General features: G+C 47.1%; 27 protein-coding genes and 3 tRNA genes. 2 read left to right on the forward strand and 28 right to left on the reverse strand.

Annotated elements, in window-relative coordinates:
- Positions 1-13: 13 nt before the first annotated feature.
- From BM265_RS09815 to rpsJ, 15 genes are all read right to left on the reverse strand, one after another.
- Positions 14-199, reverse strand: coding sequence for a type Z 30S ribosomal protein S14 (locus BM265_RS09815; RefSeq protein ID WP_002847856.1), 186 nt, complete (start codon positions 197-199; stop codon positions 14-16).
- Between the two features lie 18 nt (positions 200-217).
- Positions 218-763, reverse strand: a complete 546-nt coding sequence (gene rplE, locus BM265_RS09820; protein ID WP_074961401.1) for a 50S ribosomal protein L5 — start codon at positions 761-763, stop codon at positions 218-220.
- Between the two features lie 17 nt (positions 764-780).
- Positions 781-1,098 (reverse strand): 50S ribosomal protein L24, encoded by a 318-nt coding sequence (gene rplX / locus BM265_RS09825; RefSeq protein WP_024858065.1) that lies wholly within the window; start codon positions 1,096-1,098, stop codon positions 781-783.
- 16 nt (positions 1,099-1,114) lie between these two features.
- Positions 1,115-1,483: a 50S ribosomal protein L14 gene (gene rplN / locus BM265_RS09830; protein ID WP_002847897.1), complete on the reverse strand. Its 369-nt coding sequence runs from the start codon at positions 1,481-1,483 to the stop codon at positions 1,115-1,117.
- A 90-nt stretch (positions 1,484-1,573) separates the two neighbouring features.
- Complete coding sequence (gene rpsQ, locus BM265_RS09835) at positions 1,574-1,831, reverse strand: 30S ribosomal protein S17 (RefSeq protein ID WP_013496807.1); 258 nt, start codon at positions 1,829-1,831, stop codon at positions 1,574-1,576.
- A gap of 18 nt (positions 1,832-1,849) precedes the next feature.
- Positions 1,850-2,047 carry a 50S ribosomal protein L29 gene (gene rpmC, locus BM265_RS09840; RefSeq protein ID WP_002847971.1) on the reverse strand — a complete coding sequence of 66 codons (198 nt, stop codon included), beginning with the start codon at positions 2,045-2,047 and terminating at the stop codon, positions 1,850-1,852.
- Entirely contained in the window at positions 2,047-2,469 is a 423-nt protein-coding gene (rplP, locus tag BM265_RS09845; protein ID WP_013496806.1) for a 50S ribosomal protein L16, read from the reverse strand. The genes rpmC and rplP overlap by 1 nt, the downstream gene beginning before the upstream one ends.
- Positions 2,469-3,287 (reverse strand): 30S ribosomal protein S3, encoded by an 819-nt coding sequence (rpsC, locus tag BM265_RS09850; protein WP_074961403.1) that lies wholly within the window; start codon positions 3,285-3,287, stop codon positions 2,469-2,471. Before rpsC ends, rplP begins: the two co-directional genes overlap by 1 nt.
- A 20-nt stretch (positions 3,288-3,307) precedes the next feature.
- The gene (rplV, locus tag BM265_RS09855; protein WP_074829218.1) at positions 3,308-3,643 is read right to left on the reverse strand and encodes a 50S ribosomal protein L22; all 336 of its coding nucleotides are present in this window, start codon (positions 3,641-3,643) and stop codon (positions 3,308-3,310) included.
- Positions 3,644-3,659: 16 nt separating this feature from the next.
- Positions 3,660-3,944 (reverse strand): 30S ribosomal protein S19, encoded by a 285-nt coding sequence (gene rpsS, locus BM265_RS09860; protein WP_002847829.1) that lies wholly within the window; start codon positions 3,942-3,944, stop codon positions 3,660-3,662.
- Positions 3,945-3,966: 22 nt separating this feature from the next.
- Positions 3,967-4,800 (reverse strand): 50S ribosomal protein L2, encoded by an 834-nt coding sequence (gene rplB / locus BM265_RS09865; protein WP_074961405.1) that lies wholly within the window; start codon positions 4,798-4,800, stop codon positions 3,967-3,969.
- 221 nt (positions 4,801-5,021) lie between these two features.
- Positions 5,022-5,312: a 50S ribosomal protein L23 gene (rplW, locus tag BM265_RS09870; RefSeq protein ID WP_024858068.1), complete on the reverse strand. Its 291-nt coding sequence runs from the start codon at positions 5,310-5,312 to the stop codon at positions 5,022-5,024.
- Positions 5,312-5,935 (reverse strand): 50S ribosomal protein L4, encoded by a 624-nt coding sequence (gene rplD / locus BM265_RS09875; RefSeq protein ID WP_074961407.1) that lies wholly within the window; start codon positions 5,933-5,935, stop codon positions 5,312-5,314. The genes rplW and rplD overlap by 1 nt, the downstream gene beginning before the upstream one ends.
- Before the next feature lie 17 nt (positions 5,936-5,952).
- Positions 5,953-6,591 (reverse strand): 50S ribosomal protein L3, encoded by a 639-nt coding sequence (gene rplC, locus BM265_RS09880; RefSeq protein ID WP_074829213.1) that lies wholly within the window; start codon positions 6,589-6,591, stop codon positions 5,953-5,955.
- Between the two features lie 96 nt (positions 6,592-6,687).
- The gene (gene rpsJ / locus BM265_RS09885; protein ID WP_013496799.1) at positions 6,688-7,002 is read right to left on the reverse strand and encodes a 30S ribosomal protein S10; all 315 of its coding nucleotides are present in this window, start codon (positions 7,000-7,002) and stop codon (positions 6,688-6,690) included.
- An 833-nt stretch (positions 7,003-7,835) separates the two neighbouring features.
- Between rpsJ and BM265_RS09895 the strand changes: the two genes are divergently transcribed.
- Positions 7,836-8,432, forward strand: a complete 597-nt coding sequence (locus BM265_RS09895) for a helix-turn-helix domain-containing protein (RefSeq protein WP_074961410.1) — start codon at positions 7,836-7,838, stop codon at positions 8,430-8,432.
- A 381-nt stretch (positions 8,433-8,813) separates the two neighbouring features.
- Here BM265_RS09895 and nifJ read toward each other — a convergent pair whose 3' ends face one another.
- The 8 genes from nifJ to yfmF all read right to left on the reverse strand — a co-directional run bounded on the left by nifJ (position 8,814) and on the right by yfmF (position 23,020).
- Positions 8,814-12,386: a pyruvate:ferredoxin (flavodoxin) oxidoreductase gene (gene nifJ, locus BM265_RS09900; protein WP_074961412.1), complete on the reverse strand. Its 3,573-nt coding sequence runs from the start codon at positions 12,384-12,386 to the stop codon at positions 8,814-8,816.
- 459 nt (positions 12,387-12,845) lie between these two features.
- Positions 12,846-14,252 (reverse strand): dockerin type I repeat-containing protein, encoded by a 1,407-nt coding sequence (locus BM265_RS20645; RefSeq protein ID WP_074961414.1) that lies wholly within the window; start codon positions 14,250-14,252, stop codon positions 12,846-12,848.
- A 434-nt stretch (positions 14,253-14,686) separates the two neighbouring features.
- Positions 14,687-15,694: a glycoside hydrolase family 130 protein gene (locus BM265_RS09910; RefSeq protein ID WP_074829207.1), complete on the reverse strand. Its 1,008-nt coding sequence runs from the start codon at positions 15,692-15,694 to the stop codon at positions 14,687-14,689.
- A 1,057-nt stretch (positions 15,695-16,751) separates the two neighbouring features.
- Positions 16,752-17,603 carry a bifunctional methylenetetrahydrofolate dehydrogenase/methenyltetrahydrofolate cyclohydrolase FolD gene (folD, locus tag BM265_RS09920; protein WP_074829206.1) on the reverse strand — a complete coding sequence of 284 codons (852 nt, stop codon included), beginning with the start codon at positions 17,601-17,603 and terminating at the stop codon, positions 16,752-16,754.
- 43 nt (positions 17,604-17,646) lie between these two features.
- Entirely contained in the window at positions 17,647-19,194 is a 1,548-nt protein-coding gene (locus BM265_RS09925) for a hypothetical protein (RefSeq protein WP_074961417.1), read from the reverse strand.
- A 24-nt stretch (positions 19,195-19,218) separates the two neighbouring features.
- Positions 19,219-20,457, reverse strand: coding sequence for a prolipoprotein diacylglyceryl transferase (gene lgt, locus BM265_RS09930; RefSeq protein WP_074961419.1), 1,239 nt, complete (start codon positions 20,455-20,457; stop codon positions 19,219-19,221).
- Between the two features lie 6 nt (positions 20,458-20,463).
- Positions 20,464-21,747 (reverse strand): EF-P 5-aminopentanol modification-associated protein YfmH, encoded by a 1,284-nt coding sequence (yfmH, locus tag BM265_RS09935; protein WP_074961421.1) that lies wholly within the window; start codon positions 21,745-21,747, stop codon positions 20,464-20,466.
- Entirely contained in the window at positions 21,740-23,020 is a 1,281-nt protein-coding gene (gene yfmF / locus BM265_RS09940; RefSeq protein ID WP_074961423.1) for an EF-P 5-aminopentanol modification-associated protein YfmF, read from the reverse strand. Before yfmF ends, yfmH begins: the two co-directional genes overlap by 8 nt.
- A 445-nt stretch (positions 23,021-23,465) precedes the next feature.
- On the opposite strand from yfmF, the gene BM265_RS09945 reads away from it, so the two are divergent.
- Complete coding sequence (locus BM265_RS09945) at positions 23,466-23,702, forward strand: hypothetical protein (protein ID WP_074961424.1); 237 nt, start codon at positions 23,466-23,468, stop codon at positions 23,700-23,702.
- A gap of 213 nt (positions 23,703-23,915) precedes the next feature.
- Here BM265_RS09945 and BM265_RS09950 read toward each other — a convergent pair whose 3' ends face one another.
- The 5 genes from BM265_RS09950 to BM265_RS09970 all read right to left on the reverse strand — a co-directional run bounded on the left by BM265_RS09950 (position 23,916) and on the right by BM265_RS09970 (position 25,871).
- Complete coding sequence (locus BM265_RS09950) at positions 23,916-24,926, reverse strand: GGDEF domain-containing protein (RefSeq protein ID WP_081358422.1); 1,011 nt, start codon at positions 24,924-24,926, stop codon at positions 23,916-23,918.
- A 186-nt stretch (positions 24,927-25,112) separates the two neighbouring features.
- Positions 25,113-25,517, reverse strand: a complete 405-nt coding sequence (locus tag BM265_RS09955) for a hypothetical protein (protein ID WP_074961426.1) — start codon at positions 25,515-25,517, stop codon at positions 25,113-25,115.
- A 65-nt stretch (positions 25,518-25,582) separates the two neighbouring features.
- Positions 25,583-25,655: transfer RNA gene (locus BM265_RS09960), tRNA-Trp, on the reverse strand.
- A gap of 19 nt (positions 25,656-25,674) precedes the next feature.
- Positions 25,675-25,748: transfer RNA gene (locus BM265_RS09965), tRNA-Ile, on the reverse strand.
- A 51-nt stretch (positions 25,749-25,799) separates the two neighbouring features.
- Positions 25,800-25,871: transfer RNA gene (locus tag BM265_RS09970), tRNA-Glu, on the reverse strand.
- Positions 25,872-25,904: the final 33 nt, after the last annotated feature.

Below are 25,904 nucleotides of genomic sequence, written 5' to 3' on the forward strand. Positions count from 1 at the left end.
GCCTACCTCCTTCTTACCAACTTGCCTTCTTAACGCCGGGGATCTGACCGTCATGAGCCAGCTCTCTGAAGCAGATACGGCAAACGCCGAACTTTCTCAGATATGCATGGGGTCTGCCGCAGATCTTGCATCTGTTATAAGCACGAGTGGAATACTTAGGAGCAGCCTGCTGCTTATTTATCATAGCCTTCTTTGCCATTTTAACGTATCCTCCTCATTACTTCTCAGCGAAAGGTGCGCCCATCAGTCTGAGCAGCTCCTTGCCTTCTTCGTCGGTCTTAGCGGTAGTGATAAAGTTGATATCCATACCTCTAACCTTGTCGATCTTATCATACTCGATCTCAGGGAAGATCAGCTGCTCCTTCAGACCGGTGGAGTAGTTACCTCTGCCGTCGAAGGAATTGGGGTTGATACCTCTGAAATCTCTTACGCGGGGGAATGCAACGTTGAACAGTCTGTCAACGAATTCATACATCTTCTCCGCTCTCAGTGTAACCTTAACACCGATGATCTGTCCATCTCTCAGCTTGAAGTTAGCAACGCTCTTCTTAGCCTTGCAAACGATGGGCTTCTGACCGGTTATAGCAGCCAGATCGGTCATGATAGCATCGATGACCTTTTTATTATCCTTATCAGCGCCGCAGCCGACGTTGATAACTACCTTATCCAGCTTAGGGATCTGCATTACGTTAGCGTAGCCGAATTTCTTCATCAGTTCAGGAGCTACTGTGCTAACATACTGTTCTTTAAGTCTTGCTGACATAGTTTAACTCCTCCTTCTTAGAATTCTTCTCCGCAGCTCTTGCAAACTCTTACCTTAGTTCCATCTTCCAGGAACTTGTGAGCTACTCTTGTGGGCTTGCCGCACTTGGGGCAAACTGCCATTACCTTGGAAGCGTACATAGCTGCCTCAGCATCAACGATACCGCCCTGCTGCTGAGCGTTTCTGGGCTTAACGTGCTTTCTTGCAACGTTGAGACCCTCAACGATTACTTTGCCTTCCTTGGGGGCAACCTGAAGTACCTTACCCTGCTTGCCCTTGTCCTTACCGGACAGGATAACGACTGTGTCGCCGGTTTTAACGTGTACCTTATTCATTTCAACGACACCTCCATTACAGAACTTCGGGAGCCAGGGACAGGATCTTCATATAATCCTTATCTCTCAGTTCCTTAGCCACAGGTCCAAATATACGTGTACCTCTGGGATTCTTGTCTTCCTTGATTATTACAGCAGCGTTCTCATCGAAGCGGATATAAGTACCGTCCGCTCTTCTCAGACCCTTTGCTGAACGAACGATGACAGCCTTAACTACATCGCCCTTCTTAACAACTCCGCCTGGTGTTGCTTTTTTAACAGAACAAACTACAACGTCACCGATGTTAGCATACTTTCTTCTCGTACCGCCGAGAACACGGATGCACATAAGCTCCTTAGCACCGGAGTTATCTGCAACCTTCAGGTAAGTCTGCATCTGTACCATTGAAGCGCTCCTCCTTTCAAATCACTGGGACTCAGTACCGCGGCAGAAGCGGCAACCGCTCTGCCAAAGTACCTTGCACTCATAAATGTATTACTTAGCCTTTTCGATGATGTTGACAAGTCTCCATCTCTTATCCTTGGAAAGAGGTCTTGTCTCCATTACCTTTACTGTATCGCCGATACCGCACTCGTTGTTTTCATCGTGTGCCTTCAGCTTAACAGTCTTCTTGATGATCTTCTTGTACAGAGGGTGCTGAACGTTATCCTTGATGGCAACAACGATTGTCTTATCCATCTTATTCGATACAACAGTACCGACTCTGGTTTTTCTCAGATTTCTTTCGCTCACAGTGATCCTCCTCCTTTATTACTGAGCTTCGGACTCATGCTTACGAATGAATGTCTTAACACGAGCAATGTCCTTCTTCACAGCCTGAAGTCTCTTGGGATTCTCCAGCTGGTTCACAGCGTGCTGGAAACGAAGATTGAACAGCTCTTCTTTAAGCTCAGCGAGCTTGGTGTTAAGCTCGTCTGCGGTCATTTCCTTGATCTCATTAGCCTTCATTACTGCTCACCACCCGTTTCTTTTACTATAAACTTACACTTGATAGGGAGCTTGTGCATAGCGAGTCTCATAGCCTCTCTAGCAGTCTCCTCGGGAACACCTGCGATCTCGAACATTACTCTGCCCGGCTTAACAACAGCTACCCAGTACTCGGGAGCGCCCTTACCTTTACCCATTCGGGTACCGAGGGGCTTTCTTGTTGCAGGCTTATCAGGGAATATCTTTATCCAAACCTGACCGCCTCTCTTGATGTATCTTGTCATAGCGATACGGGCAGCCTCGATCTGGTTAGAGGTGATCCATGCGGGCTCAAGAGCCTGAAGACCGAAATCACCGTAGGAAACCTTGTTTCCTCTTAGTGCCTTACCGGTCATACGACCTCTGTGCTGTTTTCTGAACTTAACTCTCTTTGGAAGCAGCATTATGCGTTACCTCCTTCTCTTTTCATACCGCGAGCCTTGTTGAAGTCTCTGCGGTTATCCTTAGACCTGTCGTCTCTGCGAGGTCTGCGCTTCTTATCGTTCTTGTCGCTTACATCGCGTCTGTCGCTTGCAGCAACTTCGCCCTTGAGAACTTCGCCTCTGTAGATCCATACCTTGATGCCCAGACGACCGTAAGTTGTGTGAGCCTCAGCAGTACCGTAGTCGATATCTGCTCTGATGGTCTGCAGCGGGATAGTACCCTCGTGGTAGCTCTCGCTTCTAGCGATCTCGGCACCGGCAAGTCTACCGCTTACCTTTACCTTGATACCCTTTGCGCCGAGCTTCATAGCTCTGCCGATGGACTGCTTCATAGCTCTTCTGAAGGAGATTCTGTCCTCCAGATCGTGAGCGATCTTCTCAGCTACCAGCTGAGCGTTGATGTCGGGGTTCTTGACCTCAACGATGTTGATAGCAACGCTCTTGCCGATCTTCTTCTCGATGCTCTCGCGAAGCTTGTCGATCTCAGTGCCGCCCTTACCGATAACCATACCGGGCTTAGCGCAGTAAATGTGTATTCTAACCTTCTGAGCGCCGTCCTTACCGGTAAAACGCTCGATCTCAACCTTGGGAACGCCTGCGTAAACGCACTTGTCAGCGGGGTTCTTGGATCTTCTGTTGAGGTCCTTCATAATATCCTTACGAATGTTGTAGTCCTCAACCAGAGTGTCGCCGAAAGTGCTCTTATCTGCAAACCAGCGGGAATCCCAATTCTTTATCACACCGACTCTAAGTCCGTGCGGATTAACTTTCTGGCCCATAGTTTACCTCCTCTTTCAGCTTAATCCTTTTCCTTGAGAACAACAGTGATGTGAGATGTTCTCTTCAGAATTCTATATGCTCTGCCCTGAGCTCTGGGCATGATCCTCTTCATGATAGGTCCGGGGCAAACGTAGCACTCAGAAACATAGAGGTTGTTCTTGTCCATGTTGTGATTGTTCTCTGCGTTTGCAGCTGCGGACTTGAGGAGCTTCTCCAGATATTCACTTGCAGCCTTTGGTGTGTTCTTAACAGTTGCCATTGCGACTTCGTAATCCTTACCTCTGATAAGATCAAGGACGATCTGTACCTTACGAGGAGCAATGCGAGCTGTTCTCAGTATAGCCTTTGCTTCCATGTCTGATCCTCCTTAATTACTTCTTACCGTTGTTCGAGGTCTTGGAGCCTGCGTGGCCCTTGTAGGTCCTTGTGGGAGCGAACTCACCAAGCTTGTGACCTACCATATCCTCGGTTACATATACAGGCACGTGCTTTCTGCCGTCGTGTACTGCGAATGTATGACCTACGAAGTCAGGGAAGATCGTGGAAGCTCTGCTCCATGTCTTGAGGACTTTCTTCTCGCCTGCTTCGTTCATAGCAACTACTCTCTTATAAAGAGCCTCCTGAACGTAAGGACCCTTCTTAACACTTCTGCCCATTTATCATCGTCCTCCTTTCAGGTTATTTGCCGTTTCTGCGCTTTACGATAAACTTATCGGAACGAGCGTGCTTAGCTCTGGTCTTGTAACCCAGAGTAGGCTTACCCCAGGGGGTAACAGGAGAAGGACGACCAACAGGTGACTTACCTTCACCACCACCGTGAGGGTGATCGCAGGGGTTCATTACGGAACCTCTTACGGTAGGTCTCCAGCCCATGTGGCGCTTTCTACCTGCCTTACCGATGTTTACGTTAGAGTGGTCGATGTTACCTACCTGACCGATTGTAGCCATGCAGTTAACAGATATCTTTCTCATTTCGCCTGAAGGAAGTCTTACGAGAGCGTAAGCGCCTTCTCTGCCCATCAGCTGAGCCATGTTACCGGCGGAACGAACGAGCTGAGCGCCCTTTCCGGGATACAGCTCAATGTTGTGGATGAAAGTACCAACAGGGATATCTGCCAGTGTCAGAGCGTTGCCGGGCTTGATATCAGCATCAGCGCCTGCTCTGATAACATCGCCAACAGCAAGACCGTTAGGTGCGATGATGTATCTCTTCTCACCGTCCTCGTACTGAACGAGTGCGATGAATGCAGATCTGTTAGGATCGTACTCGATAGTCAGAACAGTAGCGTTCATATCGAGCTTGTTTCTCTTAAAATCAATTACACGGTATTTTCTTCTAACTCCGCCGCCTCTGTGACGAACAGTGATTCTACCGTAGCTGTTTCTTCCCGAATTCTTCTTCAGAGGTTCGAGAAGGGACTTGCAAGGCTCAACCTTAGACAGACCGGAATAGTCGATGACAGTCATGCCTCTTCTACCGGGAGTCGTGGGCTTGTAAGTCTTTATTGCCATTATAATTCACTCCTTAATATGGTTTTGCGAAAAGGTCAAAGCATTTAGCCAAGCACCCTTCCATACCTACGCTTTGCGGTCGTATCAAAAGCGGTCCTCGCCGCCTCGCAAAGCCTTTCCGCGTTATCCTCGGTGTTTACGGAGTCCCGCGGGAACTCTTGAATATGAGCTTTTCCGAAGTCTCCCGACAGGTTCTCACCTGCCGTTCGTTTCAGGGGAAATTAGTACATACCGTCGAAGAATTCGATGGTCTTTTCGCCCTCAAGAGTAACGATAGCCTTTTTCCAGTCAGGGCGGAAACCAGTGTATCTGCCCATTCTCTTCTCTTTGCCCTTAACGCTGATGGTGTTTACCTTAGCAACCTTAACATCAAAGATCTCCTCGATAGCCTTAGCGATCTCGATCTTGTTAGCGTCCTTAGCAACCTGGAAGGTGTACTTGTTATCAGCGAGTCTGTCCATAGAGTCCTCGGTGATGATAGGCTTTATGATAATATCGTGAGCATTTTTCATTAAGCGTATACCTCCTCGATCTTCTTTACAGCCTCCGAAGATACGATGAACTTATCGTAGTTCAGGATATCGTAAACGTTCAGTGTGTTTACGGTAGCTGTCTTGACACCGGGAATGTTTGCAGCGCTCTTAACTACCTTTGCATCAACATCAGCAGTTACGATGAGAGCCTTGCCCTCAGCGCCGATAGCCTTGAGCATATCGACCATAACCTTGGTCTTATACTCCTTGGTCTCGATCTCGTTAACAACGATGAGGTTGTTGTCGATGACCTTAGTGGAGAAAGCAGACTTCATAGCAAGTCTTCTCTCCTTTTTATTCAGCGAATAGCTGTAATCTCTGGGCTTAGGACCAAGAGCGATACCGCCGTGTACCCACTGAGGAGCTCTGATGGAGCCCTGTCTTGCGTGACCGGTACCCTTCTGTCTCCAAGGCTTTCTACCGCCGCCCTGTACCTCAGTTCTGGTGAGGGTGGACTGTGTGCCCTGTCTCTGGTTAGCCAGGTAATTCACTACCATTGCGTGCATAAGTGCCTTGTTAGGCTCGATACCGAATATAGTATCCTTCAGCTCAGTGTCAGCTACCTTGTTGCCTGTCATATCAACTACTGCGATTTTTGACATATTAACTCCTCCTTCCACTAAGCCTTCTTCTTAACGCTGTCGCAGATGGTCACTGTTCCGTTCTTAGGACCGGGGATAGCGCCCTTGATAGCGATAAGATTATTTTCTGCGTCAACCTTGACAACTGTCAGATTCTGAACAGTTACCTTTACGTTACCGTACTGACCAGGCATCTTCTTGCCCTTGTAGATCCTTGAAGGATCGGAGCAAGCGCCGTAGGAACCTGCATGTCTGTGTACAGGACCTGTACCGTGAGTTTCCTTAAGTCTGTGGCCGTTGTGACGCTTGATAGTGCCGCTGAAACCGTGACCCTTGCTGGTGCCGCTGACATCAACAACGTCGCCCTCAGCGAAAACGTCTGCTTTTACAATGTCACCAACGTTGATAGCTGAGATATCAGCCAGTCTGAACTCCTTAAGAGTTCTCTTCATTGCAACGTCAGCTTTCTTGAAGTGACCCTGGAGAGGCTTGTTTACTCTCTTGGCTCTGATCTCGCCATAACCCAGCTGTACAGCCTCGTAACCGTCATTCTCAACGGTCTTCTTCTGAACAACTACGCAGGGACCTGCTTCAACAACTGTTACAGGAACGATCTTTCCTGCTTCATCGAAGATCTGTGTCATACCGATCTTCTTACCGATGATTCCCTTCTGCATGATTTTTCCTCCTTATGGTTATTGGTCGGTATCTACCGACATGACCTGCTAAAACCTCGTTTTTTGAGACCCATATGGGTCGGTCTCATTTGGAGATTACTTGACCTCCATAACGATGTTTACGCCGGCGGGAAGCTCAAGGTTCTCAAGAGTAGATATCGTCTCCTTGGTGGGTCTGATAACATCTATGAGTCTCTTGTGAGTTCTCAGTTCGAACTGCTCACGGCTGTCCTTGTACTTGTGTACAGCTCTCAGGATCGTTACTACCTCTTTGTTGGTAGGCAGCGGGATAGGTCCGGAAACCTGTGCGCCTGAACGCTTAACCGCCTCAACGATCTTTGCAGCTGCGCTGTCAACTACAGCGTGCTCATAGCCCTTGATCTTGATCCTCATCTTCTCATTGACTGCCACTTAAATCGCCTCCTTACAGCAATATAAAAATTGTTTTAGGGGCAAGTCTTTGACCAAGCCTCAGTCAATTGCACAAACGATCGACTTTTCATTTTGTCAAATGCTCAATCACTTGTGCAATTGACAGGCTTGTAAGACTATCCGTAGTACCTGTGAGATATTTTTCTCAATCTACACTCTACCGTGTGTTCCCTGCTTATCTTATAAAAAATCCCGAGACCTGCAAGCAGGCTCCCGGACCGAAAAACAGGCACAAGGTCATGCATTAAGCTAAAAGAGCGCAGGATATCCCACAGCTCCCTCGCAAGAAGCATAACACATACAGTGCTCGGTATTACAGCCGCCCGGTTTAAAATCGGACATACTCCACGGAAATTACCTGACCTACTGTCAGCAACCTTCCGTTTCATCGCATATCATTTGTGTATCCATTTTAGATACACTGTGCAGTCACGCAAGTATTATTATACACTACGTTTCCCTATTTTGCAAGGGTTTTGGGAAAATTTATCCGTTTTTATGTGTAGAAATTTTCGCGTCGCAAACCGTGATTTTTGTTTACTTATTACAATACATTGATGCGCCTTTTTATTACCCTTAAATGACACACCATTATAATAGTATACACCATCCGAATGTTTTTTTCTCAAATTAAAAATGAATTTTATCATCGCCCTTGACATATCCATCCCGATACTATATCATATACTTATACAAATCCCCTGTCAAACACTTTTGACACGCGTTTTTACGCGGTGTCAAGCGCTTTTGGTAGAAATCTGCACCCACATCTGTTATGATAAGTACAGACCCAAGGAAAGGAGGGCATCCGAATGGAACTCAGCAAAACTATAAAAAGACTGCGCACAGAAAAGGGCTGGTCACAGGAAACTCTCGCCGAGAAAGCCTATGTCAGCCGACAGACGATCTCGAATTGGGAGACCGAAAAGAATTACCCCGATGTTCACAGTCTGCTTATCCTCAGTGACCTCTTCGGCGTGTCCCTCGATGAACTTATCAAAGGAGATGTTGAAACTATGAAAAACACTATCCACAACAAAGACGCATCTGCACTCAAACGCGCAGAATGGTGCGGTGTCATCGGGCTGTTCCTGCTGATGGCTGTTGTCACCCCGATTTTTGAAAACTTCGGAATGATCGGCATGGTCATCGGTGCAGTACTGGCGGGAGCGCTTTCGGTATTCACGTTTATGTCATTCCATAAAATGGAAGCTATCAAATCCGAACACGATATCCAGACCCAGCGTGAGATACTCGCATTCATAAACGGCGAAACTCTCGACTACATCGAAAAAGCAAAAGAGCTAGAGATACGCAAATCAAACCGCCGCGGAATGATAGTCGCACTCGTGATATCCGGCATAAGCATAATCGTGACCGCTATCCATCTTATCAAAATGCTCATCTGACAGGCTATGCATTGCTATAAATGATAATTTATCGCATGTACTGCGGGACTTATTGAGGAAGACCCTTTTGAAAAAGGGTCCTCCTCAAACTCCTCCCCGAAAACTTTTAACTCTTTTTGGCAGGGGGCAGTCATCTTTATAAAGTTCACTTAGTACGGTCACTAACTGCACTTTATAGAAATAGCTGCCCCCTGCCAAAAAGAAATGAAAGTCTTTGGAAAGGGGTCTGGGGAATAACCTTTCTTCAGAAAGGTTTTCCCCAGTAGAATCCGCAGTCCGTAGGATAAATTATTATTTGCAGCAATACACAACCCGATCTTGATATAGCAAAAACCGCCGCACCCCGAACGGAGTGCGGCGGTAATTATTTACTTTTAAGAATTACTTCTCATCAGCAGTGTTGTAGAGCTTAGCATATCTCATCAGATAGTCATATCTATCCTTAGCGTTCTGCTCAGCCTTAGCAAACAGCTTCTCAGCTCTCTCAGGGTTCTGTCTAGCGAGTGCGTTGTAACGAACTTCGCCCATGATGAACTCTCTGTAATCAGCAGAAGGAGCCTTGGAATCCAGGATGAAAGGATTCTTGCCTTCAGCCTTCAGACGAGGATCATATCTGTACAGATGCCAGTAACCAGCCTGAACAGCCTTCTTCTCCTCAGTCTGAGCGATCTTCATGCCGCCCTTGATACCGTGGTTGATACAAGGAGCATAACCAATGATGATGGAAGGACCATGATAGCTCTCAGCCTCGTGGATAGCCTTCAGGCACTGGTTCATGTCAGCACCCATAGCGATGTGTGCAACATAAACGTAACCGTAAGACATAGCTATACCAGCCAGATCCTTCTTCTTAACTTCCTTACCAGCTGCAGCGAACTGTGCGATAGCACCGGTAGGAGTAGACTTGGAGGACTGTCCGCCTGTGTTGGAGTAAACCTCGGTATCGAATACGAAGATGTTTACGTCCTCACCGGAAGCCAGAACGTGGTCAACACCGGAGAAACCGATATCGTATGCCCAACCGTCGCCGCCGAAGATCCACAGGGACTTCTTAGCCAGGTAATCAGCATCCTTCAGGATCTCGTCAGCAGCCTTGGTCTTAGCCTTCTTCAGAGCAGCAACCAGGTTAGCAGTAGCAACCTTGTTAGCAGCGCCGTCATCAACAGTGCTCAGGTAAGCCTCAGCAGCTTCCTTTACAGCAGCAGCCTTGGTTGTCTTGGAGAGCTCCAGAACCTTAGCGATTGTTCTGTTTCTGATGGTGGACTGAGCCAGGAACATACCGTAACCGTACTCAGCGTTATCCTCGAACAGGGAGTTAGCCCAAGCAGGACCCTTGCCTTCCTTGTTGGTGGTGTAAGGAGTCGAAGGAGCAGAACCACCCCAGATGGAGGAGCATCCTGTTGCGTTAGCGATGTACATTCTGTCACCGAAGAGCTGTGTGATGAGCTTAGCGTAAGGAGTCTCACCGCAGCCTGCGCAAGCGCCGGAGAATTCAAGCAGAGGCTGCTTGAACTGTGAGCCCTTAACAGTGGTCTCCTTGAACTTCTCGAATACCTCGGGCTTGTCAGCGAGTGTCAGAGCATAGTTGAATACTTCCTGCTCAGCCAGCTGGCTCTCCAGAGGCATCATGTTCAGAGCCTTGTTGCCCTTCTTGCCGGGACATACGTTTACGCAGGAGCCGCAACCTGTGCAGTCCAGAGCAGACATAGTCATTACGAAGTTGTATCCGGGCATACCGGTTACGGGAACAGCCTTATCCTGTGCCAGCTTAGGAGCCTTCTTCAGCTCGTCATCTGTCATGATGCAGGGTCTGATTACTGCATGAGGACATACATATGAGCAGAAGTTACACTGGATACAATTTGCACCGTCCCAAGCGGGAACGTCAACAGCGATGCCTCTCTTCTCGAAGGCAGCAGAACCCTGAGGGAATACACCGTCAGCCATGTCAACGAATGTGGAAACAGGCAGCTTGTCGCCTTCCTGAGCGTTGCAGGGGATCTGGATGTTGTTAACGAAATCCTGGAGGGTCTTGTTAGCGCACTTAACAGCCTTAACGCCCATAGCGGTATCCTTAGCCTTCTTCCAAGCTGCAGGAACCTTGACCTCAACTACCTGCTGGCAGCCTGCGTCGATAGCGTCGTGGTTCATCTTAACAATAGCTTCACCCTTCTTGGAGTAAGAAGCAGTAGCAGCGTCCTTCATGTACTTGATAGCGTCTTCCATAGGAATGATGCCGGAAAGCTTGAAGAATGCAGACTGGAGTACAGTGTTGATCCTGTTGCCCAGACCGATCTCCTTACCGATCTTAACGCCGTTGATGATGTAGAACTTGATGTTGTTCTCAGCGATATATCTCTTAACCTGACCGGGGAGGTGCTTGTCGAGATCCTTCTCGTCCCACTGGCAGTTCAGCAGGAATGTTCCGCCGGGCTTGATGTCCTGAACCATGTTGTACTTGGTGATGTAGGACTCATTGTGGCAAGCTACGAAATCAGCCTGGTTGATGAGGTAAGTAGACTTGATAGGAGTCTTACCGAATCTCAGGTGAGATACTGTAACACCGCCGGACTTCTTGGAGTCATATGCGAAGTAAGCCTGTGCGAACAGGTCAGTGTGGTCACCTATGATCTTGATGGAGTTCTTGTTAGCACCAACAGTACCGTCAGCGCCCAGACCCCAGAACTTACAAGCAGTTGTGCCTGCAGGAGCGGAATCCAGCTTGCCCTCGCTCTCGAGAGAGAGGTTAGTAACGTCATCATTGATACCCAGTGTGAATCTGGGCTTGAATGTGTCTTTCCAGTGAGCGTTCCAGTAAACAGCCTTGATCTGGTCAGGAGTTGTATCCTTTGAACCCAGACCGTATCTGCCGCTTGCAACGGGTACAGAGTGGAACTGTGTGCCCTTCAGTGCAGCAACAACGTCCAGATACAGAGGCTCACCCAGAGAACCGGGCTCCTTGGTTCTGTCGAGAACAGAGATCTGCTCAACAGTAGAAGGCAGAGCAGCAACCAGTCTGTCAGCTGCGAAAGGTCTGTAAAGTCTAACCTTAACAAGACCCAGCTTAGTGCCCTCGTTAGCGTTCAGGTAATCGATTGTCTCTTCGATGGTATCACATACAGAACCCATAGCAACGATTACGTGAGTTGCATCGGGAGCACCGTAGTAGTTGAAGAGCTTATAATCAGTACCGATCTTAGCATTGACCTTAGCCATGTAATCCTCAACGATACCGGGAACAGCATCATAGTAAGGATTGCAAGCTTCTCTTGCCTGGAAGAAGATGTCAGGGTTCTGTGCAGTACCCTTGAGGATAGGATGCTCAGGATTCAGAGCGTTCTTTCTGAATTCCTCGATCTTCTCGAAGTTGGTCATCTCTCTTACATCTTCGATATCCCAAGTCTCGATCTTCTGTATCTCGTGAGAGGTACGGAAACCGTCGAAGAAGTGCAGGAAAGGAACTCTGCTCTCGATTGTAGAGAGGTGAGCAACTGTACCCAGATCCATAACCTCCTGTACGTTGGAGGAGCACAGCATAGCGAAACCTGTCTGACGGCACGCATATACGTCGGAGTGGTCACCGAAGATGTTCAGAGCGTGGGAAGCTACGCATCTTGCGGAAACGTGGATAACGCAGGGAAGAAGCTCGCCGGCGATCTTGTACATATTGGGGATCATCAGCAGCAGACCCTGAGAAGCGGTGTAGGTGGTAGTAAGAGCACCTGCACTCAGTGAACCGTGTACAGTACCGGAAGCACCTGCCTCGGACTGCATCTCAGCAACCTTTACGGGAGTACCGAACAGGTTCTTCTGACCCTTAGCAGACCACTGGTCTGTAACCTCAGCCATAACAGAGGAGGGAGTGATGGGGTAGATAGCAGCAACTTCTGTAAAGGGATAAGAAGCCCAAGCAGCAGCGTTGTTACCGTCCATGGTTTTCATTTTTCTTGCCATTTAAACGATCATCCTTTCTACGGGCGGACAGCCCGACATGATTTGAGAAAAAGTACGTTCTCTCAAAGGTCAGCGTATAGATTCTGGCATAACTAACAAAACGTATACGCGTTAACTCTTATAGTATAACACGTTTTTTACTGTTTGTAAAGACCTTTTTCCGTTTTTTTGCCCCATGCGTGAAAAATTTAACAGGTAAGATTTGTGCAATTTGGTTAGTAATCTCTAACCACACCTGACCCGCAGACATTCTCCTGCAATAATCTGATACCATACTAAATGATATATAACAAAAAATCTCCTGCTCTCAATGTGGGTAGTACAACATAAAAACCACCAGAAAAAGGACCGCCGCAAAATGCAGCAGTCCTTTTCCGTGGAAAAATTTGAAATGAATTATATTTATCTAAGGCATTTTAAATGTATTATGATTTTCCGAATGATTTGAAGTATAATACTTTATGATAAATCTTTCTTCTGGACGATCATTCTCTTCAGCTTTACATGAGCCGCTATCTGTACTACATCGGTAACATCAACGGTTCCGTCAAAATTAACGTCAGCTCTCTTGAAAGCGCCTTTCGAGAGTAATCTCTTACCCTTGACATGAGCAGCTGTCTTTGCAACATCGGCAACGTTTATCTTGCCATCGTTGTTAACATCGCCTACCAGCCAGTCAGCCTCTGCCACGGTAACAGGTACGCAGGCAGGTGCGACATCGTTGTGGTTTTCATCGCCTATAACCTTGTACCATACATAGTATGTACCCGATTCGTCGGCTGTAGGTATTTCGTCACTGAATGCGTCTTCGTCAGGGGTGGTGGTCTCGTCTGTACCCAGTGCATATACCATCTTTCCGCCGTCGCAGTCATTTGTGGTGATAAGATCCTGTACAGTTTCGTCTTCGGTCAGCTCATTAGCTGTCGGTACAGTGAATACCGGATCAGCCTTGCTTATGGTAACATCAGAGTAAGCAGGTTCATAAGGTTTGTAATCTGATTCTTCAGATACAGATGTTTTATACCATACTCTGTATGTTCCAGCATCAGTGGCAGTGCATGAATCTTGCCAGAGCTCACTATCTTCAGCGGGAGCTTCAGAAACGTCTGAATCAGTTATCGCATACTTTGGAGTTACGCCTTCGGCACTTGAAGGTGATATGTTTACAAGAGCCTGAGCATCGCCATTATACGTAAGACCTTCAGATGCCTTGAAAGCAGAGCTGAATTTCACCTGTGTCCATATAACATTGCCGTTTTCGTCAAGAGTTTCCTCCTGTCCGTAGTAGACTTTCATTTCATTGATATCGAGCATAGCAAGCTGGAAATCAGGGTAGTAACTTCCACTTGAATATGTCCAGAGATAAAAATACAGTCTGTCATTCTTATCTATCGGCACCTCACCCTTTTCAAACTCGAATGTCTGCGAGCCCATGTAAGGTTCGGAGCCACTGCCGTAAACATCAATAAGTTCCATATCCTTTAGGATATTGCTTCTTGTTTCGTCCTTATTGCCTGCAGTTTCCCAATCTATATTCTTTTCACTATCTTCTAAAGACGTACTTTTTCCGCCGTAATAGCTTACATATTCACCTGTGCGGTAAATAGGCTTTGAAGTCATTATAACACCGTTACAGCCTGTACCGTAAGGCCATTCCCATTTTACGGTTATCGACTGTACACTGTTATCATCATGCAGTGTTACATTTCCAACTTCAGGTCTGAAATGTGCATAGTCTCCTGCACTTGCCGTGATAGCAGTATCAAACAACCTGAAACCGCTAAAATTTACAGGTGCTGCTCCGGCGACCATCATTACCGCCAACATACCTGCCAGTACTCTTCTTGATTTGCGAATTTCTTTCATGCTTATCCCTCCTAATTATTTGATCAAAGCGTTATGCGGATTAAAATATCACCCGCTTTTTGATGAATAATTTTCACAAAATATATTCTCGCTTTTGATATTCACAATTATATCATAAATCAACTGTGCTGTCAATGTCATCAAGTTAATCTATCAGAATTTTGTTGAATCAATACAAATCAGTTAGAAATATCACAGCAAATATTACAAATGGATTAAATAATTTTTGACAAATATCCAAATAATGGTTTGGCGGGATAGATGGCTGTACGGGGATGGTGTTTTTAAAGTGATAAAAACAGCAGTATTTGACCGGGTGATATAGCTTGATCTCTTAGAACATGGTATCAGTCATAGCTTTAAAGTCAACGAAACTTGATACAAAAAATCCCCCGCTCACCCGAGCGGGGGATCCTCATTTAAAAACCGTCAAATCAAACCGAAGAATGGCTCTTTACATAGTCAACAACATCATCAACAGTGGTGAATGCCATGCTTACGCAGGTATCAGCGCAGCCGTAGTAAATAGCTATCCTGCCTGTGTCAGCATCAACGAGGGTAGCGCAGGGGAAAGTAACGTTCTGAACATCGCCTACGCACTCGTATATCTTCTGGGGGCTCAGCAGATACTCAGCGCATCTGTACTTAACCTTCCAGGGCTCGTCCTTGTCAAGTATGCAAGCCGAGAAGCTGTAAACAAAGCCGTTGCAGCTCTCCAGTACACCGTGATAGAAGCACAGCCAGCCCTCGCTGGTCTCTATCGGGATAGGACCTGCGCCTATCTTCTTGGATTCCCAAGCCTTCAGGGGTCCCATAACGTGTCTGTGCTCGCCCCAGTACTTCATATCGGGCGACTGCGAAATGTACATATCGCCGAAAGGAGTGTGACCGCTGTCAGAGGGTCTTGAGAACATAACGTACTTGCCGTTGATCTTTCTGGGGAACAGCACGCCGTTTCTGTTGAAAGGCAGGAAAGCGTTCTCGCACTGATAGAATGTCTTGAAATCATAGGTGTAAGCCACACCGATAGTAGGCTTCCAGCCGTAAGCGTTGCACCATGTCACCCAGAATCTGTCCTCGATGAAGCATACTCTGGGGTCGTAGCCATAGCCCCACTGGTTAGCTTCCTCGGTAGACTTGTCAGCCTGCTCGAAAACTATTCTGTCAGGCTCGATATCCCAGTGGATACCGTCCTTGGAGAAACCTGCGTGAAGCTCCATGTTTCTAGCCTTGTCGTCCACACGGAAAACACCTGCGAACTTACCTCTCTCGCTTTCAAAAGGAACGACAGCGCTGTTGAATATCGAGTTAGAAGTAGGCAGCTGATCTCTGGGGATAATGGGATTAGCGTCATATCTCCAAATAACGTCCTTGCAATCTGCGGGCTTGTCCTGCCAGGGGATGTTGGGAAGTGATACACCGTTGATTATCTGTGTCTTCATAATAAATTCCGCCTTTCATTTTCAGTCTGAATATACTCTTGCCGATACAGCTTGTTGTCGATTAAACACTTGTGTCAGCTGTTTGAAAACATTATACACAATTGCCGCAGATTTTGCAACCCCCCCTAACCTTTTGGAAAACGATTACCTCTGAATGAAAACGTATACTTCCGAAAAGTTAATAGAATGTTTACAAATACACGTGCAGATACAGCCAAAGAAGAGAGCTTTGGCTCAAGCGTAGCGCGGAAAGGTCCTAACGCCGGACGGGCGGATTTCGCGGCAACAAACCAGCGCATCAAACAAACTAAGCCGCGAACTGAGCTTTGGGTCAAGCCTTTCGCGAAAGGTTTGCGGATGAGCACACAGTCAGCAAAGCTGACTGTTAGAGGCAGAGCCTCTCGGTCAAGGTGCAAAAGCGATGCGGCAACCGCGCTGTAAATAGCACAGCAAACTAACGTCCAAATAGGGCGCGGCAATACCAAATATTACGAGCGTATGCGATCGTATGCCACCGCACAAACTATCCGCGTAAATATATTGCCGCGCCCGCTGTCAAACAGCGAAGCGTCTTTGACAGCTCGACCCGCAAGGGGCGACATTATCTACCGCAGTACGTGTGGATAAGCGAACCACACTCTGTAACGCTTGAAACAGATATCTACCCTATAGTGCTATCCGTCCCCTAAATCAAACTTTGCCGGTATAGTCGGATATTTGCTGTGTACGATAGTTGCAAGTTTTCGCCCCTAGTCCCTCGGGTCGAGAAATCAACGAGCTAACGCCGTTGATTTCAGGCGCGGCAATATTTCACGCATAAAGAAAGAGCGTGGACGTTTTTTTGTCTACGCTCTGAAATTTTATATTGCCGCGCCCTTTTGACATGGTCGGGAGTTTGTTGTTCTCTTATAGATTGCTTTGCATTTTGGCTTTGCACCTTGATGCGAGGGCTCTGCCCTCGCGCTCCCGCAAGCCTGCTAGCGCGAGGCATATGCCGACGCAGTCGCATAAACCGCGCGCTTTGATTCTTTGGCAGTTCTCGCAAGTTTTGTGTGCCTTATACTCCGTGATGCTCCTTACCCGCTGTCAGTGTATTCTTCATCAGCATAGCTATGGTCATAGGTCCAACACCGCCGGGTACAGGTGTGATGTAGCCTGCCTTCTCCTTGCAGTCCTCAAAATCTACATCTCCGCACAGCTTGCCGTTCTCGTCACGGTTCATGCCAACATCGATAACTACTGCGCCCTCTTTGATGTAGTCAGCAGTTACCATCTTAGCCCTGCCCACAGCCGCTACAAGTATATCAGCCCTTGCGCATACTTCTTTAAGGTTCTTGGTCTTCGAGTGTGTTATGGTAACAGTGCCGTTCTCATGCAGCAGCAGCATTGCCTGGGGCTTGCCTACGATATTGCTTCTGCCGATAACAACGCACTCCTTGCCCGCAACTTCTGTACCTGTTGACTTTATCAGCTCCATAACGCCCGCAGGTGTGCATGGCAGAAAGCTGTAATCGCCTATCATTATCTTGCCCACATTTACAGGGTGGAAAGCGTCAACGTCCTTATCGGGGCGGATATTGTTTATGATGATCTTGTCATCAAGGTGCTTTGGCAGAGGAAGCTGTACAAGTATACCATCGACCTTGTCGTCCTTGTTGAGCTTGTCCACCAGTGCCAGCAGTTCTTCCTCAGTGGTCTCCGCGGGAAGTGCATACTTGAAGGAGTTGAATCCCACTGCCTCGCAGGCTTTCTCCTTATTCTTTACATACACCTGAGATGCAGGGTCATCGCCTACGATAACTACCGCCAGTCCTATCTCAACGCCCTTGGCTTTCAGTCCCTCGACCTCCTGCCTTATCTCTTCCTTTACCCTTGCGGATACTGCCTTGCCGTCAATAATGTTTGCCATTTGCTTTTCCTCCTGTAAATGTTATTTTATCCGACCTTACGGGTCAGCCTGTAAATTTTGTATTGTCGTCAACAGTAATAATGACTGTATTGCTTATCGCAACATAAGCCCCGTCAACGTAACTCACCAATGCAACTTCATACTCGCCGTTTTCATAGAAAACATCCCGATACTCATGCCACTCGTAGCAAGTTTCGTTCTCTGCCCCTCTCTGGAGTATCTGCTTTCCGTTATGCATAACTCTCCAGCTAAGGCGGGGATATCTGTCAGTAACGTCCTGCTGTCTGCATGGACGTCCCTTATCATCGAGCCATATCTCTTCTGTTTTTTCCGTTTTTGCTTCTACCTCGGCAACATTCATATCCGTAAATGACAGATAGTCCTTTACCTGCTTTCCGCATACCGTCACATCAGCTTTGCAGTTATTTATGATATTACTCTGGTCATGTCCTATCATTGTACCCACGTCCATGTAACCCTCTGTAACACCCTGAACACTGCAGTCAGCAAAGAAGCTGTTTCTGGGATATCCCGCCAGTATACCCACATCTCTTCCGCGGACATAAGCATTTTCAAAATTCAGCGAACCCACCGTGCAGTCTGTGGCATAGCCTATAAATCCCACATGGTATCCGTCAGAGATATGCATATTTTTAATAGTATGTCCGCCGCCGTAGATAATGCCCGTAAAGTCGAAATCAATACCCGCTGTTTTCCAACCCATCGATGCCCACTCATAGCCATCAAGGTCGATATCATTCAATATGTTAATTGAGATACTGTCGGGTCGCGGGTCAGCGCAGTTGTTTACGAATACCGCACTTGCCAGTTCTTCGGGGGTAGATACAAAGAACTCATATGCGTAACCCTCTTCTTTACGGGACTTTGCTATGTAATCATCATCTTTCAGTTTAAGGATATCCCCGATGCTCTCATTCATTTCCCATATCTCCGAAGATATCAGTCCCGAAGTTGGGTCATACTCGCTCGCCAATCCGTTATCATCAAGCTTAGCGCCCCATGCGTTATACCACTGATACTTGTTCACCAGCAGATATACTCCGGGCTTGTCGATGTTTATCGACATAGAGCAGTTGTCAGTATTCAGCACACCGTCCTCAAGCTCAACATAGTTGTCGTTATCCTCATCGTACCACATGAACATCAGCGCATCGGGACGAACACCTTTCAGCTCATTCGGGTCATAAACAAACACCAGCTGACCGCCCTTGACCTCAGCGGTATCAAAGATAACCTCAACAGGCGCACCTACCAGACCCACAACACCCGTATGCAGCACGTGTCTGCCATACATATCGGCGAAATCTACTTTACGCGATATATCTATCTCCTCATTGGGTATCAGCAGAACATCGGTAACAGCCTTAGCACCGTTAGCTCCTATCTCGGCATGGGCAGGCTTTTTCTTCCTGCTGCCATCTTCCGCCTTGCTCTCAGCTGAACTTTCAGACCCGCTCTCCGCAGACATCTCACTTTCAGCCGAGCTTTCTTTATCACCGCTCAGCTTTCCACAGCCCGAAGCGCTTATCATCAGCGCCAGAGCCGCCGCCAATATGACAGTTTTTTTCATTGATATCTCCTTGTATCAGCTGTATCAATCCTCGCTGCTGTCCTTCTTTTCCTCTTCATCGTCATCAGCAAGTATGGACTTGTATCCATCGTCGGGAACTTCTGTCTTGTCCTTTTCTTCAGCATCTTTCAGCGCCTGCTTCTGAGCTTTCAGCGCGTCCTTGCCGAACTTTTTCTCGTATTCCTTTTCAAGCTCCACAAAGCTCTCGCCCTTGTGCTTTGCCTCAGCTATCTTCTTTTTCAGCTCTTTCTTTTCTTTCTGCATATCCTCATAGGTTGAATATTCATGCAGCTGAGCCTTTGAAAGCTCGGTCTCATAGAAGAACTTGTAATTGCCGGAACGCTTTGTGATGCTTCTGAAAACTATCCACAGTATTATCGAAGCGATAACACAAGTGCCTGCCACCAGCTGAGAAACTCTGATATGACCGAGATACAGCGAATCGGTACGCAGACCCTCGATGAAGAATCTTCCCAGACCGTACCAGCCTGCATACATTATAAATATCTCGCCGTCAAACTTTCTGTGGTTGAAATACAGATGCAGAAGTATGAATCCTACCAGACACCACAGGCTCTCATACAGAAAACAGGGATGTACAGGCGCAAATGCGTCAGCATCGGGGAGAGAGTCTAAATGGTCTGAAAGGAAAAGCGCAGTCTTCCAGGAAAGCATTCCCCAGGGCTTGTCGGTGTTAACGCCGAAGCACTCCTGATTAAAGAAATTGCCCCATCTGCCTATGCACTGTCCAATCAGGAAACAGGGTGCTGTAACGTCCAGCATAGCCGAAAGTCTTATCTTTTTGATCTTGATGATGCTTCCGCCCACAAGTATCGCACCGATAAGACCGCCGTATATTCCCAGACCACCGTCACGGAAATTAAAGAAATCCTTGAAGGTTATACCCTCGGTGTTGAATATCACATAGTAAAGTCTGAGACCGACAAGTGCTCCGACAACGCCGCCGATAACTCCATCTGTTGCCCTGTCGGGGTCAATGCCGCAGGGACGCATCTTCTTGTAGCCATATATCATCGCCAGAAGTATGCCCACACCTATCAGCAGACCGTACCAGTACACCGTGAAATTCAGACCGGGTACAGTAAATGCCGTTCTGTCGATGGATATGCCCTCTCTTAAAATATTGTTCGTGTTTCCGAAATTCGGAAAGTATACCTTGTCGGGATTTGCCCTGAGTTTTTCCCTGACCGCCGCAGTGTCCTCCGCAAGGGTGCAGAGTGCAGTCATAACATTCATGTTCATTTCAAATTACTCCTTTATGGGTTCAATTATAGATATAGCGGAATTTTCTTCATCAAACAGCTCATCAAGGGCTGCCCTGCAATCCTCTGCAGTAATATCCGCCAGAAGCTCAGCTTCGTCAAAAACGGTCGTTCCGTTGAAATAGCTTACCGTCATAGCATCTGTAAGCCCCTCAACACTGCCGAACATTCTCACTATCGAACCGTACCTTGATTTTCTTACCATATTGAAGCTTTCTTCGTCAAAGCCCTCTTTCTTAACACGCTCAATCTCCGCCAGAAATCTTCTGTATACCTCATCGGGGTCTCTCGATTCACCCGATACCATGCACACAAAGAAACTTCCGCTGCATGAGAAAGCACTGTAACCGAACTGCGAATTCAGCAGACCCTCATCAAAAAGCTGCTGATATAATGGCGAAGAAGAACCTATCAGCATTTTCAGCGCCATTCGCGCTACCGATATTTTCCGCTCAAACTCCATGCCGTCGCAGGCAGCGCACTTGAATCCGATATCGAACAAAGGCAGTCCCACAGGGAAACTTGCTGTCACGCGCTTCTTCGCAACGCCGCGTCCCTCTTCGGGGAACTTGCATTCCAGTTCAAGATCCTTTGCAGGCTTCAACACCCTGTCGCATATCTCGATGACCTTGTCTTCGTCCACATTACCCGCGATTGAAAGCACCATATTGTGCAGATTATAAAAGGTATTGTAGCAGTCATACAGCAGTTCGGGAGTTATCTGCGCTATTGACTCCACCGTACCTGCAATGTCGATCTTTACAGGATGCTCCTTGTATATCGCTTTCAGCATATTGTAAAAGCAGGCATTTGATGGCGAATCCTGATACATTTTTATCTCCTGCGCGATTATGCCTCTTTCCTTTTCCACATTCTCCTTAGTGAAATAAGGCTTCTGCACATAATCCAGAAGTATCTCCAGGGACCTCTCCCAGTTTTTCGAGGTGCTGAAAGTATAAGCAGTCTCGTCAAAGAAAGTGAAAGCATTTGCACTTGCACCTGTCTGGGCGTAAAGCTCAAATACAGGGATATCCTCGCTCTCAAAAAGCTTGTGCTCCAGATAATGGGCTATACCCTCGGGGACTTCAATAAAATCCCCTGTCTCCGCGGTCTTGAAGCAGGTGTTTATGGAACCGTACCTTGTAGCGAAAGCCGCCTCGGTGGTGGAATAATTCTCCATCTTCCATATCAGTATATCAAGTCCGGATGGGTGATGTATCACCGAATACTGCTCCCCGAATCTCTCGCTCTTAATGATCTCCTTATTCATCGGCAGTATCCTCCTTTGCTTTCAGCACGAACACCGTGTCCTCCTTGAAGCTCTTGGCGCACTCTGTCACCTGCTCTGCAGTTATGCGGTCGATGATGTCGCATACCTCATCGGGAGTATAAGCCGTCCCACGGGAATCCTGAGCCCTGTACCAGGCAGCCATATCCCACTCAGAATCGTAATTCGCCATAAAGTTGCTCTTTATGAACATCTTAGTGTTCTCCAGCTCTTCTTCGGTAAATCCGCCCTCCTGAAGTGACTTCACCTGCTCACGGATAGCTTCCTGCGCCTTTTCGATATTCACAGCGTCCACACCGCTCTCTATCAGCATAACGCCTTTCAGCTCGCTGTAATAGCTGTCACAGCCGTAGCAGAGGGATAGCTTCTCCCTGACATTGAGGAACAGCTTTGAAAACGCCGACCCGCCAAGCAGGCAGGACATCAGCTTGCACACGTAAATATCCTCATAGCTTGATTTGTAAGCCATGAACATCTTGCACTGCTTAACGTCCATGAACTCCTCTTTCACGCATACTTCACTCTTCAAAGCCGATAAGGTGCGGTAAGTGACCTTTACCACATTCTTCCTCTCCAGCTTTGAAAAAGCATCTTTCAGCATAGCAACAGCACCATCTATCTCACCGCCGCCGCATACCGTAACATCGATAACAGCGCTTTCCAGAAGATACTTGTACTGCGCCATCAGCTCTTCCTGAGTGATGCTCTCCGCTCTCTCAGCAGTGCCGAAGTCAGTGTGAGCAGCAGGTTCGCCCTCATAAATAACTTCCTTAGCCTTGATGAAAGCATAAGTCCTCTTGTCATTCACCGAAGCCGCGATATTGTCCAGAAGTTCTTGCTTTCTCAGCTTAAAGTAGTTCTCGTTGAACTTACCATCAGTGATATCAGGGCTGAAAACGCACAAAAGCAGCTGCCTTACAGCTTCCTCGGATATCACCTCACCGCCGATGGTGTACTTGTCCATTATCATGTTCATGGAAATCCCCATAGCCTGATAATCGCTGACATTTCCCGATATCGAGCCGATGGAAGTACCGTAAAGCCCCATGAACTTCGATGAAAGCTCACTGCGCGACTTCACCTCGGAATTTGAAGTCACCAGCAGCGACATCAGCAGAGAATTCGCACCTGTGTTATCAGGGTCAACAGGCACAACGAACCTGACCCTGACGATATTGGTTTTGTATTTCGGGTCAATTATCTGAGTGAGGGTCATACCCTCCCCGATCACCGATCTGTCATATCTGATCGCCATTTACATTCTCCATTCTGTATTCTGTCCTTAAAACGGCAGAAAATATACCAAATTATATTATAACACAAATACTCCGGAATTTCCACCCATTTCACAATATTTTCATCTGAGGGGGCAAAATCATAGCGAATCAGCGGAAACTGTCAAAGAGGAGAGCTTTGGCTAACGCATTTCGCGGAAACAAAACTACGCACTAAACAAACTATGCCGCGAATCAAAGCGCGCGGTCAAGCCTCGCGCTAGCAGGCTTGCGGGAGTTTGAGGGCAGAGCCCTCAACTCAAGGCACAAAACCAACGCGACACCCAAGCAATAAATAGAACAGCAAACTACCGACCAAACAGGCACGGCAATAACAACATTCCGAGCGTATGCGATCGTATGCCACCGCACAAACTATCCGCGTGAAATATTGCCACGCCGTCATCGGACAGTGAAGCGAATCCGATGACTCGACCCGCAAGGGGCGACCTTGGCTACCGCAGTACGGTATGGATAAGCGAACTGCATTCTGCTGAGTTTGGAGCAGATATCAGTTCGCCCATAAAATCGGGATTTGCCGGTATAATCACTGGTTTTGCTATGGTCAAAAGTTTGCGAGTTTTCGCCCCTCGTTCCTCGGGTCGAGAAATCAACGAGCGTACCGCCGTTGATTTCAGGCGCGGCAATATTTCACGCAGATAGAAAGAGCGTGGACGTTTTTTTGTCCACGCTCTGAAATTTTATATTGCCGCGCCCTTTTGACATGGTCGGGAGTTTTCTGTTCTATTTATTGCTTGGTTGTCACATCACTTGAGCGCCTTGACCGAGAGGCTCTGCCTCTCGAGCTCTCCGCAAGCCTTTCGCGAAAGGCTTGACCCAAAGCTCTTCTCTTTGGCATTTTCCGCAAGGTTTGCTTTACCTTATCACCCTGTTCTTTCCACTATTCTTACCAATATACAGCTTATTATCAACGTCCTGTATCCACTCATCAATACTCTGATCTTTCCTGCCGCCGGCCATGCCGACAGTCACTGTGATATTGATTACCTGCCCTTCAAATTCCACAGGAGAAGATGCAATATCCGCACGCATTTTTTCAAGTATATCCTCAACGCCATCGCTTTCACAGAACAGTATCAGGAACTCTTCTCCGCCCCATCTTGCGATATCACAACCCTCACAGACAGAAGTCATTTTCTCCGCTACAGCTTTCAGAACTTCATCACCCGCATTATGCCCGTACTGGTCGTTTATCTTCTTGAAATCATCGATATCAGCCATTGCCAGCACAGCGCTTTCCTTCTCATCGCTGACCTCTTCAAGCCTGTCCAGCATATAATGCCTGTTGTACAGGTTCGTCAGACGATCCTTGTGTGCCATATCCGTCAGCTTGGTCTCGGAAACGATTATCGAACGCACCGAAGCATTGAGATACAAAACCAGAAACCAGAAAACCACCAGCGAATTGAACACTAGGAAGAACATGGAATACTTGCCGCCCCTGTCATAAACAGGACCGTTCACCCTGACATACCCCATGAATACGAAGTAGAAAACCGCCACTCCAATGCTGATCGGCAGCGATCTTAGGTTCTTTCCGTTTATCCTGAAAGACACATAATCGCTGGCATAGATCACAGGTATCATCGAAAAACAGTACAGATGAAACCCGTAACTTTCCCCAAGGCAGATCGTCGTCACTCCCATATAGAGGATTATCCAGAAATAAACTAACCACACAAAGATCTCGAGTTTATTTTTGTAGACGAGAAGATAATTAAAAATATACACAAGCAGCGTCGGTATACTGAAATATACAAGAAAATCAGCTTCAAGCTTTTGAAAAAACAACATAAGACCGAATACTATGAACAGCAACGCCGTATTCACGCCATATGTCAGCTTCATAACATTTTTTTCGCTCAAAGAGTGTCCCCCCTTTTGCAGAAAAAGTTTTCATATATATTATAATACCATATTCACATTTTTTTTGCAATAAATAAACACTCTGCACCCTGTACGAAAGCGTAAACAGTTTTTTGTTGGAAATACCCAAAGAATCGCTTTTTAGGGTTATTTTCCAGTTTTTGAGATATTATCAGGCAGTTATAATCATAAATTGATATCAAAAGAATCAGCTATTATATTGTAAACATTGTCATAGGTAAACAGCAGATAATGCTTTAAAGCCGACCTGTCATAATCTGCCCTAATAGGCAGATTTTCAAGCCATTTGCTGTTCTCCAAAATATTTAGATCACTATTTATAGCATTTACGGGAGTATCCATATTCAAATATGTATCCAAATCGCAGGAAGAAAATGCGAACACCCGATGAAATGTAAGCGTAAAAGCTATCCATCTTTCCTCATTTATCTTTTCTGCAAGAGAACCGTTTATCTCACCTTTGAATTCAAGATTCTCAGAATTGTCCTGAATGACAATATCAATATGTATACAATCCCTGCCGCTGAGAATCCCAAGCCCGGGAACATCGACATCAACAATATTTTCCATTATCACACCTCCATATTTTATATAAAAGAAAAATCCCGCGAACATAGTTCACGGGAAAAATTAAGCAGGGGCACCAAGGATCGAACTCGGGACACGCGGTTTTGGAGACCGCTGCTCTACCAGCTGAGCTATACCCCTAGGTATTAAATTAAGAAAGTGGACCATCAGGGACTCGAACCCCGGACCCACCGGTTATGAGCCGGTTGCTCTGACCAACTGAGCTAATGGTCCATGTACAAAAAAACGCAAACTGAAGAAGTCAGCTTGCGGTCTTGGGAAATATGACCCGTGGGAGAATCGAACTCCCGTCGCCGGCGTGAGAGGCCGGAGTCTTAACCGCTTGACCAACGGGCCTTGACGCTGGTTTTCAGCGTTATAAAGTGCACC

It is taken from the genome of Hominimerdicola alba (assembly GCF_900112155.1).
Taxonomy (GTDB): Bacteria; Bacillota; Clostridia; order Oscillospirales; family Ruminococcaceae; genus Hominimerdicola; species Hominimerdicola alba_D.